The 17,133-nt window shown below is 43.6% G+C and carries 14 protein-coding genes and 1 rRNA gene; 2 read left to right on the top strand and 13 right to left on the bottom strand.

What is annotated here, in order from left to right:
• Window positions 1–200: 200 nt before the first annotated feature.
• The 4 genes from G589_RS0109730 to G589_RS0109715 all read right to left on the bottom strand — a co-directional run bounded on the left by G589_RS0109730 (window position 201) and on the right by G589_RS0109715 (window position 4,859).
• Window positions 201–491, bottom strand: coding sequence for a hypothetical protein (locus G589_RS0109730; RefSeq protein WP_022766995.1), 291 nt, complete (start codon window positions 489–491; stop codon window positions 201–203).
• Between the two features lie 307 nt (window positions 492–798).
• Window positions 799–2,616: a C1 family peptidase gene (locus G589_RS0109725; RefSeq protein WP_026521997.1), complete on the bottom strand. Its 1,818-nt coding sequence runs from the start codon at window positions 2,614–2,616 to the stop codon at window positions 799–801.
• A gap of 11 nt (window positions 2,617–2,627) precedes the next feature.
• Window positions 2,628–3,257, bottom strand: coding sequence for a C39 family peptidase (locus G589_RS0109720; RefSeq protein ID WP_022766993.1), 630 nt, complete (start codon window positions 3,255–3,257; stop codon window positions 2,628–2,630).
• A gap of 12 nt (window positions 3,258–3,269) precedes the next feature.
• The gene (locus G589_RS0109715) at window positions 3,270–4,859 is read right to left on the bottom strand and encodes a hypothetical protein (protein ID WP_026521996.1); all 1,590 of its coding nucleotides are present in this window, start codon (window positions 4,857–4,859) and stop codon (window positions 3,270–3,272) included.
• Between the two features lie 107 nt (window positions 4,860–4,966).
• Between G589_RS0109715 and G589_RS19495 the strand changes: the two genes are divergently transcribed.
• A complete protein-coding gene (locus tag G589_RS19495; protein WP_196811868.1) occupies window positions 4,967–6,865 on the top strand; it encodes a TaqI-like C-terminal specificity domain-containing protein in 1,899 nt (632 codons plus the stop codon).
• A 33-nt stretch (window positions 6,866–6,898) separates the two neighbouring features.
• A complete protein-coding gene (locus tag G589_RS0109705; RefSeq protein WP_026519029.1) occupies window positions 6,899–7,927 on the top strand; it encodes a 3-deoxy-7-phosphoheptulonate synthase in 1,029 nt (342 codons plus the stop codon).
• An 88-nt stretch (window positions 7,928–8,015) separates the two neighbouring features.
• On the opposite strand, the gene G589_RS0109700 is transcribed toward G589_RS0109705, so the two are convergent.
• The 9 genes from G589_RS0109700 to G589_RS0109660 all read right to left on the bottom strand — a co-directional run.
• Complete coding sequence (locus tag G589_RS0109700) at window positions 8,016–8,912, bottom strand: tyrosine-type recombinase/integrase (RefSeq protein ID WP_022766989.1); 897 nt, start codon at window positions 8,910–8,912, stop codon at window positions 8,016–8,018.
• A gap of 25 nt (window positions 8,913–8,937) precedes the next feature.
• On the bottom strand, window positions 8,938–10,230 hold the full coding sequence (locus G589_RS0109695) for a diaminopimelate decarboxylase (RefSeq protein WP_026521995.1): 1,293 nt from the start codon (window positions 10,228–10,230) through the stop codon (window positions 8,938–8,940).
• Window positions 10,231–10,305: 75 nt separating this feature from the next.
• Entirely contained in the window at window positions 10,306–10,983 is a 678-nt protein-coding gene (locus tag G589_RS0109690; RefSeq protein WP_026521994.1) for a uracil-DNA glycosylase, read from the bottom strand.
• Entirely contained in the window at window positions 10,974–11,738 is a 765-nt protein-coding gene (gene hisF / locus G589_RS0109685; protein WP_026521993.1) for an imidazole glycerol phosphate synthase subunit HisF, read from the bottom strand. The genes G589_RS0109690 and hisF overlap by 10 nt, the downstream gene beginning before the upstream one ends.
• A gap of 11 nt (window positions 11,739–11,749) precedes the next feature.
• The gene (gene hisH / locus G589_RS0109680; RefSeq protein WP_026521992.1) at window positions 11,750–12,367 is read right to left on the bottom strand and encodes an imidazole glycerol phosphate synthase subunit HisH; all 618 of its coding nucleotides are present in this window, start codon (window positions 12,365–12,367) and stop codon (window positions 11,750–11,752) included.
• Between the two features lie 41 nt (window positions 12,368–12,408).
• Window positions 12,409–14,733 (bottom strand): hypothetical protein, encoded by a 2,325-nt coding sequence (locus G589_RS0109675; RefSeq protein WP_026521991.1) that lies wholly within the window; start codon window positions 14,731–14,733, stop codon window positions 12,409–12,411.
• Window positions 14,730–15,548, bottom strand: a complete 819-nt coding sequence (locus tag G589_RS21125) for a hypothetical protein (RefSeq protein ID WP_155832524.1) — start codon at window positions 15,546–15,548, stop codon at window positions 14,730–14,732. The genes G589_RS0109675 and G589_RS21125 overlap by 4 nt, the downstream gene beginning before the upstream one ends.
• A 102-nt stretch (window positions 15,549–15,650) precedes the next feature.
• A complete protein-coding gene (locus tag G589_RS0109665; protein WP_022766981.1) occupies window positions 15,651–16,553 on the bottom strand; it encodes a chemotaxis protein in 903 nt (300 codons plus the stop codon).
• 259 nt (window positions 16,554–16,812) lie between these two features.
• A 23S ribosomal RNA gene (locus tag G589_RS0109660) occupies window positions 16,813–17,133 on the bottom strand; the annotation flags it as partial.

The raw sequence follows: 17,133 nt of genomic DNA, 5'->3' as shown, positions 1-17,133 counted from the left end.
TTACTTTATGTTTTCTTTATAAATCGTCCATAATTTGTCCAAATTTAACAAGTAAGATATTAACATATCAGAAGTAACAAACTTCTGACTCCCCCAACAAAACTTTTTTCATACCGGGTCGATTGGCTCCCCACTAATCGACCCCTCCTCCCAAAATCATGGCACCTGTTTAACAGGTGCCTTTTTTATTGGAAAGTTCGTTATGCGGGGATTGCTTCGCCCTCTTCCTTCTTCTCGGAAACCTCTTCTGTTGATATCTGGTCTGACTTCCTTGGTCCCCTTACGCCGAAGCTTCCGTTGTAGCGAAGTTCTTTTAGAATCTTCTTTACATTCTTGATCTCTTTATCAATATCAAGAGGTGAAACGCATACAACAGTAGGTACTCCGCTTCCGCTCATCTCAACGCGAAGGCCTGCATCCTTAAGAGCTTTAAATGCCTTTAATTTGTCTGTTGTGCTGATCTGTTCCAGTTCTTTCTCGTTCTTGTTCATATATCTTGTGCCTTTCTTTATTCTAAACACAATATAACATACTTTTTCACATATTTCAAACGTTTGTTCCTACAATATGCACAAATTAGTATTCGTTATTTCGTTTATATTTATTTAAAATCAACTATAAAGAATAAACTAAGTTCACCGATATATATTGTGAGAACAAAATTCTCACTCCCCCAACAAAACTTTTTTCATACCTGGGCAGTTTAACTCCCCATTAAACTGCCCTCCTCCCAAAAAAATCTTGTGAAACCATTAAAAAAGAAGACTCTCCCTAAGTCTTCTTTTTTAATGTCTTTATTTACTTGTTATTGGTGTAGGCCTTAACAAAGAAGTCCTTGTCATCCTGACTTACCATATAGTTTCCGTCATCCGATATATAGTAGCTTTGTCCGCTGGCTGCATAAGTGTTATGAATGTTACCTGTCAGGTTATTCCACTCATCATAACACGGGTCGCTCATTATCTCTCCTGCCTTCTCAAACACCAGTCTTCCCTTGGTATTAGGTTTGATCAGGATAAAGAACTCATCCCCTGTCTTTAGAGAGACAGGCTTCTCAAGTTCAAAGGAGTGATATCCTCCGCTTATTGCCTCTACCTTCTGGGTAGTCTCAGGCTCTTTTCCTGCAAAAGAGACTCCCTCATTCGTAACTTCCGGATTAAGATAAACACTTATCTCGTACTGCTGGTACAGGTCAAAAGCCATAATGCCTATTGCCTTAAGCTCCTCGTCAGAATGAGCCTTATACATCATTCCGTAAGGGTTTGATGCTGCCGAATAAGCCTTGGCTGTATTAAGCGAATCATCAAGCGTACTTACCGCGTTTGTGATAAATCCTGCAACCTGATAGTTATTGTCGTACCAGTTGTCATCGCTCCTAAGTGCCACATCATAGGAAGCAGCATTACTTATAGCTGTGGTCTCGTCATAATACGAAAGATAAAAGCAGCCTTTCTGTCCGGAGCCCTCTCCCCAACTGTTTCTGCAGAGCCAGGCGCCATCTCCCTCAGGCGTATACTTAAAGTTTGATGCGCTGTAATCGTCATCCCATCCGATGATCAGAACCTCATGATCAGCTGTCAGCGGAGTCTCACCACCAAAGGTTGAGTAGAGATTGCTGCTGTGATCCTTGAAGAACTTACCATCTGCGCAAACACCGACAGTTGCTGCGCCGTGTTCCATTATCATCTGCTTGATCAGAGTGTTATTGTTAATGTTTGACGGCATCTGAAGCACGCTCTGTACGTGATAATCTCCGCCGTACGCATCCGAAGGCTTATCCGTGTTATCGGTAAAGAGATAATAGCTTCCGTACAGGCTCTTAAAGGAGTCTGCATCTTTATCGTCAACAGGGCCCTTCCAGGCGCTCAGAATGCTTATAACGAAATTGGTAACACCGCCGCAGGCAAGATATCCTGTATCTGCATCTACGACAAAGGCATCAGCTTCTCCCACGTCATTTACAAACTCGCGATAGTCGCTATCAATCCCGCCGTCCAGCGAGCCTGTTGCTTCATGCATATTGTAATAGGCAAGATGCTTCTCAGAAAGGTTGATATCCTCGTAGCCGATATCCTCATGATGCTTTAATATATCGCTCTCACAGGCGCCCATAGCTGCAAAGCTCCAGCACAGATAGGAATATCCCTGATCTTTGACAGGAGTTACATATCTCTTGCCATCTACATCTCTTGAATCGTATTTGGACGGAATGTCTGATGCGGAAAAAGAGCTGATGTCTACCGGAACAACATCCTTATACTCTTCATCGCTGTAGAAAGTTCCTATATCACCTTCGCCCATGACAACAGCTTCGTTGAGGCTTATTTCTCTGACTGTCTCAACATCATCGCTAAGGGGCTGATTGGCATCCTGTTCAACAATGCTCTCTGTAAGCCCACCGGTATTATCCTTTGGCGTCTGTGTAGCAGCCGGCGTTACTTCATCCCCCGTAACTGCCGACAGATCTTCATCCGTGACAGCTCCGGCGAGCTGCGCATCATCGCGCCTTGAAGGATTTGCACTTCCTGCCGGTCTCATTTTCACAATGACAAGAACGCAGATCGCTGCTGCAAGCAAAAGAACAACTGCCAAAATAATTCCGGTTTTCTTCTTCATTTCAAGCCCTCTTAAGAAATCCTTGTGGTGTTAAAGGAACCAAAAATTGACTGTGATATATCTTTTGAAAATGCTTCGTAATCTATGTAGTGGATGCCCTTCTTCCAGCCGTCTATAACTCTTAGCATGGGATAGAGCTTATCCCCAACCTTCCATATGCTGTAACCTGCCACAACTATTGTGTGGTCTTTATAGAACCCCCTTGCAATGTTCATGATGACCGGTCTTCCTTCCGATATCTCACGAACCACATGTTTCTCAAAACTCCAGACGTAGACGCCTCTGCATCTTGCCTTTACTCCGTACTCCTTAAAGGTCTCCCTTGTAATACCTGCGATAAAGAACGGCATTGTTCCTCTCTTATCTGTATAGCCGTAGGCTTCTGCCACCTCTTCCACGAATTTGTAAAGCTCGTGAATATCCTCAGGAATTCCGGGGAGTTTTAGCTGCTGGCGATAGTAATCCACTACTCTTGTAACTGCCACTACAGAGCAGTTTCTTGTAACACGGCCGCTTATCTGCTCCATGGACATCTGATTCATAAGGATGGATCTGCCTCTTTTGACCAGAATTCCTCTCTGTCCATATTGCTCCATCAGATATTTAGATACGTTTGTTATGCCCCCATACGGCTTTTTCATCAGAAAAATTCCTTATCGCTCGTATACTTTATCATTGATGATATAGAACAATTTACCGCTATTATCCTTAAATCCCGGGACTGCATCCCTGGAAAACACATAGTCAAATGAGTCACAATCACTTGCTATGAGCTTTGTTTCACCGGTCTTTATACTTAAGCTGTAAATATTACCATCACTTATATAATAGCATTTTTTAAAGAATTTATCCCACCTAATGGAATCAATATAATTCTTACCGCATTCAGCCACAAACTCTTTTGCGCCGTCTTCTGCTAAGCTGTAGATATTATAAACGTATTCGTCTTCCACTTTTTCACGTATGAGCATAACCCCTTCGCTCAGATCATCATTCATTGAAATGTAGGCAATATGTTCTGTGTCCTCATACAGTGTAGTTTCTAAAACCTCACCACCGGTATATACTGCCTTTACAATGGCATCGTCTCTCTCGAAAACACAGCCCGGTCCTTCCTTGGATAAGCCAAAGTTATTGCAATAGCCATCTGCTAAAAGAACAGCTTCCGGAATCACACCATTTATGCAATATACACTCCTGTAGCCTGTTATTATTACATTTTCTTCAAAATCAGATGCATCAAGGACCATTGAGTAGTATGAATCATTCATTACATAGTTATAATCTCCGAAGCCTTTAAGCTCGCTGATATCATCATCAATGCTCAGGTCCACAATAGAATCGGTAAACACATCATAATACCTTATTCTTTTGTCGTAATAAAACAGAACCTTCTGGCAATTTCTGTCAAAAAGAAGTGTCCTGGTATAGTTTTTGCTGAGCTTCATTCTCTCGCCGTTATTGGAGCACATAAGCCCTGTTCCAATGGATGTATCATTTGCTTCATAGAAAGCATACTTGCCATCATCAGATACTACATAAGGATGATAAAATCCGGAATCAGTCATATCTATACACTCCGGCTCCTTGTCAATTCCGGCAATATAAACTGCTGTATCTCCGCCGCTTTGATATTTAACATAACAAAGCATCTTACCGTTAGGTGATATGCAGGCGTCAAAGCCGCTATCATCTATCACTATTTCTTTCTTATTTTCAATTTCATAGAGGCAAATTCCGGAATCTGATGTATAAAAAGCGTATGTTCCCTCAAAATTTATTCCGCAGTAAACACAGTCCTCTGCTATCTTGGTGTAGTTAAGATTGGAATCTATCAAATAGCAACTGCCCTTATTCTGAAGCACTCCATACTTTCTGTCAGCATCAAAGCGTATAGGAAGTCCGTAGCTGTCCTCCTTAAAAAAGTCAGTAAGAACATCTCCCCTGTCATTAAAGATATAGCTGTTGCACTCATATATCCTTGCGCCCTGATAGTTTCTCTTCTCCTTCTCTTCATATCCCAGGAGCTTCGTCTCATCAATGCCTAAATGCTGATCCAATGAAATGCCGAGTTTCTCCTTGCTTGCAGACTCGATATTCTTGGAAACCTCCTCAAAGCGCTTCTTGGCGTCTTTGTTAATGGTCGTGATAAACTTATACCCCGCAACCAGCGACCCTGTAATTATTGCTGCCATGAGAAGCACCATTATCAAACCTGTTAAAAGACCTTTTCCCTTTTTCATCACACTTTCCTTACCTTAATTTCTTTAAACATCAAACCATGCCATTATACAGCACGGGAGTAGGTTTTGCACTTGCAATTTTGTTTGTGCCCATTAATAATGTAAATATGGGCAAAAAAGATTTAGACAACGAGACAATCAGCATATCAAAGGCCTCCGAGATCCTAGGAATTTCAGAAGCTACCGTCAAAAACTGGGTAAAGCTTGGAAAGCTCTCCTGCATCTCAAGGCGTCCCTATGTCTTTTTAAGGGCTGATATCATGCGCCTTCACAAAACCCTTGACACTTCCGAATACTTAAAAAGCCGTCGCAACAAGACCAGGAATAGCGAAAACTATATACCAAAGTCCTACATCGACAGCAATTCACCAAATTATCCAATTATAAAAGCTCTTATTGTCGAGCTGACCGGTAAGCACATCAACATCCGTGACATTATCCATGCCTACGCACGCTCTTTTTGCAAGTCAAAAGACATTCCGGCAGGCGTTATAGATTCCCTTTTGGGAAAGGCTCAGAGAGCCCTTCCTGTCACTCTTTTGGACAAGTATCCTCTAAGTTATATTGAGGGGGAGGATACCCTGGGCATGCTCTATATCTCGCTCCGCCGTCTTCAGGAAAAGAAATCCACCGGTTCCTACTACACTCCTTTCTACGTGGTGGACAAGATCGTAGATGAAGCGTTCCCCAAAGATCTGCCTTCCGATATGAAGCTGATGGATCCCGCCTGTGGCACAGGAAATTTCCTGCTTCGCCTTCCAAAAGGTCTGCTACCAAAGAACGTTTATGGCTCTGATATAGACCCGGAAGCTGTCGCCATAGCCAGGATCAATCTGGTCCTTAAATACAATATAAGAACCGCTTCTAATTTAGATACAATCAAAAGTCACATTTTGTTGCAGGATTTTTTAAAAAATAATTCAGGCGATCATTTTGACCTGATGATTGGCAATCCGCCCTGGGGATTCGTGTATTCTAAAAATGAGCAAAAGGTGCTAAAAGAGCTTTTTGTCTCCTATACCGGCGACAAGAATCCCGAGTCCTTCTCATTATTTATAGAAAAGAGCCTTGAAAGCCTTGCAGATAACGGAGTAATGTCTTTTCTCCTACCGGAGTCGATACTGGATGTCAGGCTCCACACGGCCATTCGCAGCCTCATGCTGGGGAAAGCACAGGTTCTGTCAATCCATTATCTCGGTGAGGTATTTGATAAGGTCCAGTGCCCATGCGTGATACTGACACTGAAAAAGACATCCAAAAAAGCTAAAGACTATAAGACCGCGGTCTCTTTTTCGAAATCAAGAAAATCTGAGATCATCACCAAAAAGAGCTTTACTGCTGACTCGGGACACCTTGCATCTTCAAGTTTCCAGCTTATCTGTGACGATACGGAGTATGCTCTTTTGAAAAAGATTGAGTCAGCGCCCCATTTTACCTTGGAAGGCAATGCAGACTTTGCCCTTGGCATTGTAACCGGCTCCAACAAGACTCTGCTCTCCGATACGGCTCTTGCCGGCTACGAACCTGTGATTACAGGAAAAGAGCTGACGAAGTATTCACTGTTTCCGGCTAGGAAATACCTGCGATTTACCCCGGAGAATTTTCAGCAATGTGCTCCGGAGAGGTTCTATAGGGCAAAGGAAAAGCTCTTTTACAGATTTATAGCTGATGAACCGGTGATTGCCATTGATGAAGAAGGGCTTGTTTCCCTGAACAGCGCAAATATCATCATTCCGCATATGAGCGGCTATAATGCCAGATATATTATGGCAATCCTGAATTCCTCAGTCATGAGCTTTTATTACAGACACAGGTTCAGAAACATGAAGGTTCTGCGCTCTGCTCTTGAAATGCTCCCTATCGCAAAGTGCTCTGAAGCTGACCAAAAGAGGCTTTCTGAGCTTACAATGCAGCCGGATCCTGCAGAGATTGATAAAATAGTCGCTTCGCTCTATGATATTACTGATGAAGAATTAGCTTTACTTTTACGGTTTAAAGTGCTATAGTGAAACTCGACTATTAAATTTGGAGGAATAGAAATGTCTTTTGAATATATACAAAAGCTCCCTACTCCCGAGGAGATCAGACATGAGTATCCCCTTGGCAAGGAGCTGACAGCACTCAAAAAAGAGAGAGACGCCATGATTGCTGACGTATTCACAGGAAAGAGCGACAAGTTCCTGGTTGTTGTAGGCCCATGCTCTGCCGACAACGAGGACGCTGTCTGCGATTACGTATCACGCCTTGGCAAATTAAACGATAAGGTTAAGGACAAACTCATCCTTATCCCCAGAATCTATACCAACAAGCCTCGTACAACGGGCGATGGCTATAAGGGAATCACCTCTCAGCCCGATCCTGAGGGCAAGACAGATTTCAGAGCAGGCCTTGTTGCCATGAGACACATGCAGATTAAGGCCATCGAGGAATCTGGTCTTACAGCAGCCGACGAGATGCTCTACCCCGAGAACTGGGGCTATGTTGCAGATATCCTCTCCTATGTGGCCATCGGTGCCAGAAGCGTTGAGGACCAGGAGCACAGAATGACAGCCAGCGGCTTTGATGTTCCTGCCGGAATGAAGAATCCCACCAGCGGAACCTTAAGCGTTATGCTCAACTCCGTTTATGCAGCTCAGCAGCCTCACACCTTCGTTTACAGAGGCTATGAAGTAAATACCAACGGTAATCCTCTTGCACACTGCGTACTCAGGGGCTCCAGCAACAAGCATGGCCAGTCGCTTCCCAACTACCACTACGAGGACTTAAGCCTTCTTCTTAAGCTCTATGAGCAGAGAGAAATCGTTAATCCGGCTGCCATCATTGATGCCAACCACAACAACTCCAACAAGCAGTTCAAGGAACAGATCAGAATTGTAAAAGAAGTCCTTCACTCAAGAAACCACAACCCCGACATCAAGAAGCTTGTAAAGGGCGTTATGATCGAGAGTTACATTGAGGAAGGCTGTCAGAAGATTGGCGAGGGAATCTACGGAAAGTCCATCACAGATCCATGTCTTGGATGGGACGACACAGAAAGACTTCTTCTTGATATCGCAGAAATGTCATGACATTGAAATGAGCCCTGGGGACGGAGTCAGGGGTTCATTTTCAGAAAATTCTGAAAATGAGCCACTGACTCCGTCCCTAGGGCTCTTTTTAGTTTCTAATCCTTGCCCAGGCGAATGGGTCTTTTGAATTATCTTTCTTCTTAATATATCTGGATATTGTATTACTCTCCGAATATCCCATCAGTTCCTGAACCGATGATACATCCGCTCCGTTGTCAACCAGATGCACAGCAAAGGAATGCCTTAAAGTAAAAGGTGTAATATCTGAATTGATCCCTGCCTTCTTTACATAGGTCTTTATCAGCTTCCACAGTCCCTGTCTGCTCATTGGTGTTCCGCTGCAGTTAAGGAAAACCGTCTCGTCATCTTCATCACCTTCAAGGAGCTCTGCTCTTGCCTTTAAAAGATAGCTTCCAAGTGCATCCTTGGCTTTTCTGCCGTAAGGCACGAGCCTTTCCTTGGCGTTCTTGCCACTTCCCGTAATCCTTATACAGCTAAGGCTAAGGTCAACATTTGACAACTTAAGCCCTATAACTTCCGATGCCTTAAGGCCTGTCGCATACATGAGCTCGAGTATCGCTCTGTCTCTGATTCCCTTGGCATCGCTGCCAAAGTCCTGGCTCAGAAGGTCCTCAATTTCTACCGTAGTCAGTACTCTTGGTCCCTTCTTCTCTATCTGAGGACTCTTTAGTGTCTCCGCCGGATTATCATCAATATTGCCGTTTTCAAGCATGTAACGGAAGAAAGCCTTGATCGAGGTGTAGTGCCTTGTTATGGACGACGCAGCAAAATGCTCATCCTGAAGGCTCCCTGCGTAATCCAAAAGACGATCCTGAGTTATGTCCTTAACATCGGTTATTCCTCTTCTCTCCATGTAAGAGACCATTCTCTCCAGGTCTCTTTTATAGGAAATAACGGTGTTATCGGAAGTCTTTTTTACACTTTTGAGATACCTTGTAAACTCCTGTATCTGAGTGTCCATCATAACTTTTCATCAACTTTCATAAACTTTATACGCCTTCGTTATCCATGATTTCTTTTAACTTATCATACACTTTAAGGCCATCGAAAGTAGCAAAATAATCTCTTGGAGTCTCAGCTCTTCTGATAAGCTCTACGCTTCCATCCTTCTTAAGAAGTAGTTCTGCGCTCTTGAGCTTGCCGTTGTAGTTGTAGCCCATTGAGAATCCGTGAGCTCCCGTGTCGTGGATAAAGAGATAATCTCCCTTATCGATCTTGGGAAGTGCTCTCTCAATTGCAAATTTATCATTGTTCTCACAAAGTGAGCCGGTTACGTCATATACGTGATCAAGAGGTGCATCCTCTTTGCCAAGGACGGTGATGTGGTGATATGCGCCGTACATAGCAGGTCTCATGAGGTTTACAGCACAGGCATCAACACCGATGTACTCCTTGTAGATGTGCTTCTCATGGATTGCCTTTGTAACAAGAGCGCCGTAAGGAGCCATCATATATCTGCCCATCTCAGTGAAGATAGCCACGTCTCCCATTCCTGCGGGAACGAGGATCTTCTCGAACTGCTCACGAACGCCTCTTCCGATTGCAGCGATGTCATTACTCTCCTGGTCAGGCTTATATGCAACGCCTACACCACCTGAGAGGTTGATAAATGCCACCTTGGCACCTGTCTTGTTCTGAAGCTCCACAGCAAGCTCAAAGAGCTGTCCGGCAAGCTCAGGATAATAATCATTGGTTACGGTATTGCTGGCAAGGAATGCGTGAATACCAAATCTCTTGGCACCTTTCTCCTTGAGGATCTTAAATGCTTCAAAGAGCTGATCCTTAGTCATTCCGTACTTGGAATCTCCGGGGTTATCCATGATCTGATTGGCCATGGTGAATACTCCGCCGGGATTGTATCTGCATGAGATGGTCTCAGGGATTTTGCCAATTGTCTTTTCAAGAAAATCAATGTGAGTGAAATCATCAAGATTTATGATTGCTCCAAGCTTGTCAGCATATACGAACTCTTCAGGGGGAGTATCGTTGGATGAGAACATGATGTCCTCTCCTGTTGCCCCGATAGCATTGCTGAGCATAAGCTCTGTCATTGATGAGCAGTCAAAGCCGCATCCAAGGCTCTTTAAGATCTCCATAAGTCTTGGGTTAGGTGTTGCCTTTACTGCGAAATATTCCTTAAATCCCTTATTCCATGAAAAAGCCTCATATACTGCCTTGGCATTCTTGGTAAAGCCCTCTTCATCATAGATGTGAAAAGGTGTCGGGTAGGTTTTAACGATCTCCTGGACTTGCTCCAGGGTTACAAAAGGTTTTTTCATAATATCCTCCTGGTACTCATACAATAAAAACTTACCTCAAACTTTAACACGTTGGTGTGCTATATTGCAAGAGTAAACTTAAATATTCTCTATCTGCCAGTCAATTGGCTCAAGGCCATTTGCTTTCAGGAACTCGTTAGCCTTGCTGAAATGCTTGCAGCCAAAGAATCCTCTGTAGGCAGATAAAGGGCTTGGATGAGGTGCTGTAAGGACCAGGTGCTTGGGGTTATTGAGCATTGATCTCTTCATCTGTGCTGGTCTTCCCCAGAGCATATAAACAACAGGCTCGTCTTTCTTGTTAACAGCCTGGATTATGGCATCCGTAAACTGCTCCCAGCCTTTTCCCTGATGGGAATTGGCAGCATGCGCTCTGACCGTCAGAACAGTGTTCAGCATAAGAACACCCTGGTCAGCCCATTTCTTAAGATATCCGTTATTAGGTATATAGCACCCAAGATCATCATTAAGCTCTTTATATATATTCTGAAGTGACGGCGGTGTATCAGCCTTACCCGGGAGCACGGAAAATGAGAGTCCGTGTGCCTGTCCCGGCTCATGATACGGATCCTGACCGAGTATCAGTACCTTCACGTCCTTAAGAGGCGTAAAATGCAGAGCATTGAATATATCCTCAGATGGTGGATATACCACATGTGTGCTGTATTCATTTTTTACAAATTCATAAAGGTTCTTATAATACGGCTTTTTAAACTCACCGCCAACTGCTTCAAGCCAGTCGCCTTCTATCATCCCCATCTGACCTGAACTCCTTTCCCTGCGAGGTACTCTTTTACCTGATTGATCTCAAACTCTTTATAATGGAAAAGAGAGGCAGCAAGAGCCGCGTCAGCTCCGCCCTCTGTAAGTGCATCATAAAAGTGAGACAACTCTCCCGCTCCGCCGGAAGCAATAACCGGTACAGAAACAGCATCGGCTACAGCTCTTGTAAGCTCTATATCGTAACCGTTCTTGGTTCCGTCACAGTCCATACTTGTAAGGAGAATCTCGCCTGCTCCAAGCTCTACGCCCTTCTTAGCCCATTCTACGGCATCAAGACCCATATCTATTCTTCCGCCGAATTTATATACGCTCCAGCCATTTCCGTCCTCACGCCTCTTGGCATCAATTGCAAGAACAACGCACTGGCTTCCGAACTTCTCAGCAGCCTCTGCAATTAGCTCCGGTCTGTCTATGGCAGCAGAATTGACAGCCACCTTATCGGCGCCTTCTCTGAGGATTGCCCTGACATCATCAACAGTCCTGATTCCTCCACCAACGGTAAACGGGATAAAGACCTTTTTGGCCACTTCCCTTACCATGTCGGCTACGGTAGCTCTTCTCTCATTGGAAGCAGTGATATCGAGGAAAACCAGCTCATCGGCTCCTGCCTTGGAATAGGCTTCACCGACAGATACCGGATCTCCTGCATCCTTAAGATTTACGAAATTTATTCCCTTTACAACCCTGCCGTTGTTTACATCAAGGCAGGGAATTATTCTCTTTGTAAGCATACTTTTTGCTCCTATATGTGTAAAAAGTTATCCAGTATCTGCATTCCAACATCTGCGCTCTTCTCAGGATGGAACTGGCAGGCAAAGACATTTCCGCACTCTACAGAGGCATCTATTGTTACAGAATAGTCTGTAGTGGCTGCTACAATGGATCTGTCTGCAGCCTTCAGATAGTATGAGTGAACAAAATATACATAAGGTTCACCTGAAATCCCTTTAAATAGCCTTGCGCCTTCTGTGATCTTAAGACTATTCCAGCCAATCTGCGGAATCTTGTATGAGTTTCCCTTATCATCCTTATCCGGAATATCTATTATCTCACCACGCAAAATGCCCAGGCCACGAGCTCCCTCCGACTCCTTACTGGAATCGAATAAAAGCTGCTGACCCAGGCATATTCCCAAAAAGGGGACTCCCTTTTTTACAACTTCATTTATTATGTTCTCAAGACCATACTCCCTGATACGGCTCATGGCATCGCCAAAAGCGCCGACTCCCGGAAGAACTACATGGTCTGCTCTGAAGATAGTTTCAGAATCTCTGGTAACTTCTGTGTCTGCCCCAAGATACTCAAAGGCCTTCTCAACACTCTTTATATTTCCTGCATCATAGTCGATAATTGCTACCACTGGCATCTTCTCCCTTCCCAGGTATCGATGCCTCAAAGCAGTTACGACTCCAGAGTCCCTACAATCTCCATGAGTCTGATAGTATAATCTCTATCCTTCTTGATCGAGTTAATCTCCTCAACGTCTGCCTCTGACAGACCATAACTCTCTGAAAGCAACGATTCTATACTATCGTACACGCTCTTAACTTCAATTTCAACACTATACTTTTCAGCTTCCGCTAAAAGAACTTCCTTATTCCTCTTGGCCATAAGAAGCATATCAAGCGCTTCTTCCTTCATATTCATAGCGGTGTAATTGTCATATCCGTCGAGATACCTCTGTGCCCAGGCAAGAACTCTTGACTGCTCATAGATAACAGTCTCCTTCTCCGTCATGTCTTTTCCGTAGAGCATCTTGTAGGCTGTGGTATATTCTCTGTGAGTATACGCTGTCTCTGCTCTCTCTGAAGCAATCCTGTCAGGAAGAACAAGAGCAGGTATCATAATGAGAATACCAAGGCTCGCTGCGAATATTCCGGAAATAGCAATCTTCTTAGGTGAAATAGCCTTTTCAGGAGCTCCGGGATCCTTAGGAGGCTTTGGCTTTTTCTCCTTCTTGGGCTTCGGAGGCTTCTTTTCCTTCGGTGGCTTTTCCTTCTTTGGCTTCTTCTCTTTGGGCTTCTTTTCCTTCTTTTCTTTCTTTTTCTTGCCCTTTGGAGCTCCGCCTTCGCCAAGCTCATCAAGCACCTGCTGATTTTCTTCAGTCAGGCTTGCAAGGCCCTCATTCTCGGTTTCTTCATCCTCTTTAGTAAGAGCCTGTAACAGTCTTGCAAAAAAGCCGGGCTTCTTTTCTTTATCGCCTTTATCGCCCTTCTTTTCTTTCTTTTTCTTACCTTTTGAGGGCTTTTCACCCTCTTCTCCGGAGTCGTCCTTACTCCTCTCAGGTATTGATGCAAGTTCTTCAAGAGACGGCTCACCGGCTCCTTCATCACCAAAGCCATCCTCTGTCAGCGCATCAAGTATATCTTCCTTAGGAATCTCAGATTCCTCTGCATGTCCTGTCTCTTCATCCTTGGCAGCTGTGCTCTCTATGTCCTCAATCTCATCATTTGCGAGAGAGTTCATAAGAGCATCAAGATCCTGCATGGATACTTCTTCACCGCCTGATTCCTCACCGGCAGCGGCGTTGGATTCCGCAACTTCTGCAAGGGCTGCTACTTCTCCGTCTGTAGCGCTTGTATCTCCTTCATCAGCACCAAGAAGATTATCAAGGCTGGCTTCCAGGGCATCCAGATTAAAGTCATCCTCAGATATAGAATCCAGAGAAACATCACCGCTATCTTCAGCAGGTGCATCAGCTGCAGGTGCTTCTGCGCTCTTTTCATCACTGCCTGCATCATCGGGCGATTCCAAAAATGAATTCAGGTCGATTTCTATTGGTGGTGCATCAGATTCTTCCGGGGCAGCTTCAGGTGCTGCCTCAAGATTATGCTCTTCAGGTTCTCCTCCATCCAGAGTAAATCCTGAAAGATCTATATCATCTAATTCATCTTTTTTCTCATCAGGCGCACTCCCTGCATCTGCCGGAGGTTCTTTTGCCTGAACATCAGCGCCGGCCATCTCATCCATGGCATTTTCAAGATCATCAAGCGAAAGGTTATCTACATTTAGTTCTTCCGGATTTGCCTCCTGCTGTGCAGCCTCATCCTCGCCCTCTTCCTTCATATTATCGAGAACTTCGCTGAGACTGTCCTGCATATCCTCTTCGCCCGGATTCATCAGTGATCCGTCAGGCATATCATCCAAAAGATCTGTCAGAATCTCTTCAGGAGTCTGATCTGCATCGGAGCTTGCATCTTTTTCCAAAATAACCTGATTATCCTCCGGAAGCGAAACCTCCGGAGCCATTTCTAAAAGAGCGTCATCTCCCTCCGTGGTATCGACAAGAGGTGCTCCGGTATTGGCCGGCATTCCGTCAAATTTGCCGCTCTGGATCTCTGCATCCATTCTCTCGGCATCGGCAATAGCTTCATCAAGTGCTATTTCCTCAGGGTCTCTTACATCATCACTCGTAGGATCTGCGCCAACTCTGAACACCGGAACAGCCGGATCCGTAGGAGATTCAATATCATCTAAAAGATCTGCCATCCTGTCATCTACGATCTCATCAGCATCAAGCTTACTGAGGATACTTCCGATCTCATCCAGATCTTTATTGCCATTTGAATTATTTACAAGCGCGCCAATATCCCCTGATCCACTTGGTGAACCGGAGGAATTACGCATAGAGGACATTCTGCTAAGTGCAGACTGAGGGTTGTTGCTATTCGATTTTTGAGCGGAATTAAGTAAACTGTCGAGATACTCCTCGTTGTTCGAATTCATAGCCCTTCACTCTCCTGCAAAATATAATTAACCGAATTCATCTGTATAGAATCGGTTTTTACTTTTATTTCGGGGGTATGATGAAACAGCTTTTCGTGTACTCTGATAAGATGAGCCTTTTTATTTATAAAGGTAACCTTCTCAAAAGGCCATCTTATAACAGTGGGATAATCCAGGGAAACACCAAGCTCAAGAATCAGCAGGTTTTTACCCAAGGTGCTTGAAAGATATTGCTGATACTTATCCCAATAATATAAATAAGCTCTCTCGTTATATTTAATTTTACTATATTCTTCGCGTTTTTGGTTAAGATATAATAATTTTCCGTCAAAAAATGGTTTATAAAAGGTTTCTTCCTCTCCCAGTATGCCATTTCTTTCAGTAATTATCTTATGTATCCTGCTTACTATTCCCTGAAAATCTTCTGATTTGGTAACTTCTATGAGTTCTTCCTCAGGGTCATTGCTCTGAAGATATCTGTAATTACCGCAGGGATAAACACAGTTTTCTTCTTCAAAGCCATTTAAAAAAGCGTCCTGAATAAAAATATCAGAAACGAGGAAATAGCTCTTTTGCCCTACTAATTTTCTAAGGCCTTTATAAGCTTCGTCTATTCTCTCATCGTTATTGTAATAGCCATATTCAAACTCAACTATGGGCCAAAGCCAGGCGTTTTCTTCTTCATCGCAGTATTTACGCAGTTCCTGGTATCGCAGGTCTTTCTTAATACCCTTTTTTATCCAGTCCCATTCACTACCAATTCCAATAACAAGCATATCGCTTTCGTTTATATATTCTGACAGGCTCTTTTCCATAATCATTACCCCGTTTAATAAAAAAATCTCCCTTTACCAAAGCAGTCATTGAAAACATGTTTTCATAACTGAGTTAGCAAAGGGAGTTGGGATCAGTTAATATCAGCCATCCGTTGCATTTACTAGTTCATCAATTACAGATACGAGATTTCCAATCTCAGGTTTTGATAACTGTCTGTCAGCTCCAAGGGATTCTCCCTTTCTGCGCATTTCCTCATTAACAAGGGATGAGAAAATGATAAGCGGTATATCCTTGGTAGCATCATCGCTCTTAATGAGCTTTGTAAGCCTGTGTCCATCCATAATAGGCATCTCAATATCAGTTATGATGCATTTAACTTTATCAAGCTCGTTTCTGTCCTTACAAGCTTTGATATAGTCATACGCAAGCTTTCCGTTTTCGAAATGTCTTACGTTGTTGTATCCTGCCTTGTTAAGGGAATCAACGATAAGCTTATTAAGAAGCTGTGAATCCTCAGCAAGAACAATAGGAACCTCATTACGAGGACGGGATCCGATGTCTCCGAGAGCATCCATATTAAGACCGGTATTAGGATTGATATCAGATACGATCTTCTCAAAATCGAGGATAATGATCAGCTGATTCTCAAACTTGATGATACCTGTTGAAATACTCTCTTCAGCCTTTGAAATTGTAGCATTAGGCTTAATAATATCAGCCCATGATACTCTGTGGATACCAACTACAGAGTCAACATGGAACGCAATATCAAGTTTGTTGAAGTTTGTGATAATGAATAATCCGCCAGCCTTAGAAGCGCCACGCTGCAAGCAGTTTCTAAGATCGATAGCCGTGATCATAGTATCACGAGGCATAAATATACCTTCTATACTAGGGTGGGCGTTGGGTACAGGCGTCACTTCCTGATAAACAATAATCTCTTTAATCTTTGCAACGTTGATTCCGTAGCAGTGATCATCGATTTTAAACTCAAGTACTTCTAACTCGTTGTTGCCGCTTTCAAGCAGGATTTTTGATTCCATTCGCTCACCTCACGTAAGAAATTTAAGTTAAAAACTAACATAAAACCGATTGAAAATTATTTAAATATCCTCATTAAGTATATCATAATTTTTTACAAATAAATACAAAAAAACAAAAAAGACGGGCAGTTGTCCGTCTTTTAAGATTTGATTTATAAGTTTTTTATAAATTTTGTATTTCGTTTAAAAATGCAATAAAAAATTGTACCCTCAAAACCGAACACTGAAATCTCTTAGATCCGTCTCTAACCTTTGCTTTTTGGATAAGCCCTCGACCTATTAGTACACATCAGCTGAACACGTTACCGTGCTTACACCTTGTGCCTATCTAACCTCGTACTCTCCAAGGGGTCTTACTCCATAAAGGAGGGATATCTCATCTTGAGGGGGGCTTCACGCTTAGATGCCTTCAGCGTTTATCCCTTCCGGACGTGGCTACCCAGCCTTATGCACCTGGCGGTGCAGCTGATACACCAGCGGTCCGTCCATCCCGGTCCTCTCGTACTAAGGACAGCTCCTCTCAGATATCCTACGCCCGCGCCGGATAGGGACCGAACTGTCTCACGACGTTCTGAACCCA

The sequence above is a fragment of the Butyrivibrio sp. VCB2001 genome, assembly GCF_000423965.1.
Lineage (GTDB): Bacteria > Bacillota > Clostridia > Lachnospirales > Lachnospiraceae > Butyrivibrio.
This window is presented reverse-complemented; position numbering and strand designations above follow the sequence as displayed.

Coding starts and splice junctions, on each gene's coding strand:
- G589_RS0109665 (WP_022766981.1), bottom strand. CDS start 16,553: ATGGAATCAAAAATCCTGCTTGAAAGCGGCAACAACGAGTTAGAAGTA.
- G589_RS19495 (WP_196811868.1), top strand. CDS start 4,967: ATGGGCAAAAAAGATTTAGACAACGAGACAATCAGCATATCAAAGGCC.
- G589_RS0109715 (WP_026521996.1), bottom strand. CDS start 4,859: ATGAAAAAGGGAAAAGGTCTTTTAACAGGTTTGATAATGGTGCTTCTC.
- G589_RS0109725 (WP_026521997.1), bottom strand. CDS start 2,616: ATGAAGAAGAAAACCGGAATTATTTTGGCAGTTGTTCTTTTGCTTGCA.
- G589_RS0109730 (WP_022766995.1), bottom strand. CDS start 491: ATGAACAAGAACGAGAAAGAACTGGAACAGATCAGCACAACAGACAAA.
- hisF (WP_026521993.1), bottom strand. CDS start 11,738: ATGCTTACAAAGAGAATAATTCCCTGCCTTGATGTAAACAACGGCAGG.
- G589_RS0109700 (WP_022766989.1), bottom strand. CDS start 8,912: ATGATGGACACTCAGATACAGGAGTTTACAAGGTATCTCAAAAGTGTA.
- G589_RS21125 (WP_155832524.1), bottom strand. CDS start 15,548: ATGGAAAAGAGCCTGTCAGAATATATAAACGAAAGCGATATGCTTGTT.
- G589_RS0109705 (WP_026519029.1), top strand. CDS start 6,899: ATGTCTTTTGAATATATACAAAAGCTCCCTACTCCCGAGGAGATCAGA.
- G589_RS0109675 (WP_026521991.1), bottom strand. CDS start 14,733: ATGAATTCGAACAACGAGGAGTATCTCGACAGTTTACTTAATTCCGCT.
- G589_RS0109720 (WP_022766993.1), bottom strand. CDS start 3,257: ATGAAAAAGCCGTATGGGGGCATAACAAACGTATCTAAATATCTGATG.
- G589_RS0109690 (WP_026521994.1), bottom strand. CDS start 10,983: ATGGGGATGATAGAAGGCGACTGGCTTGAAGCAGTTGGCGGTGAGTTT.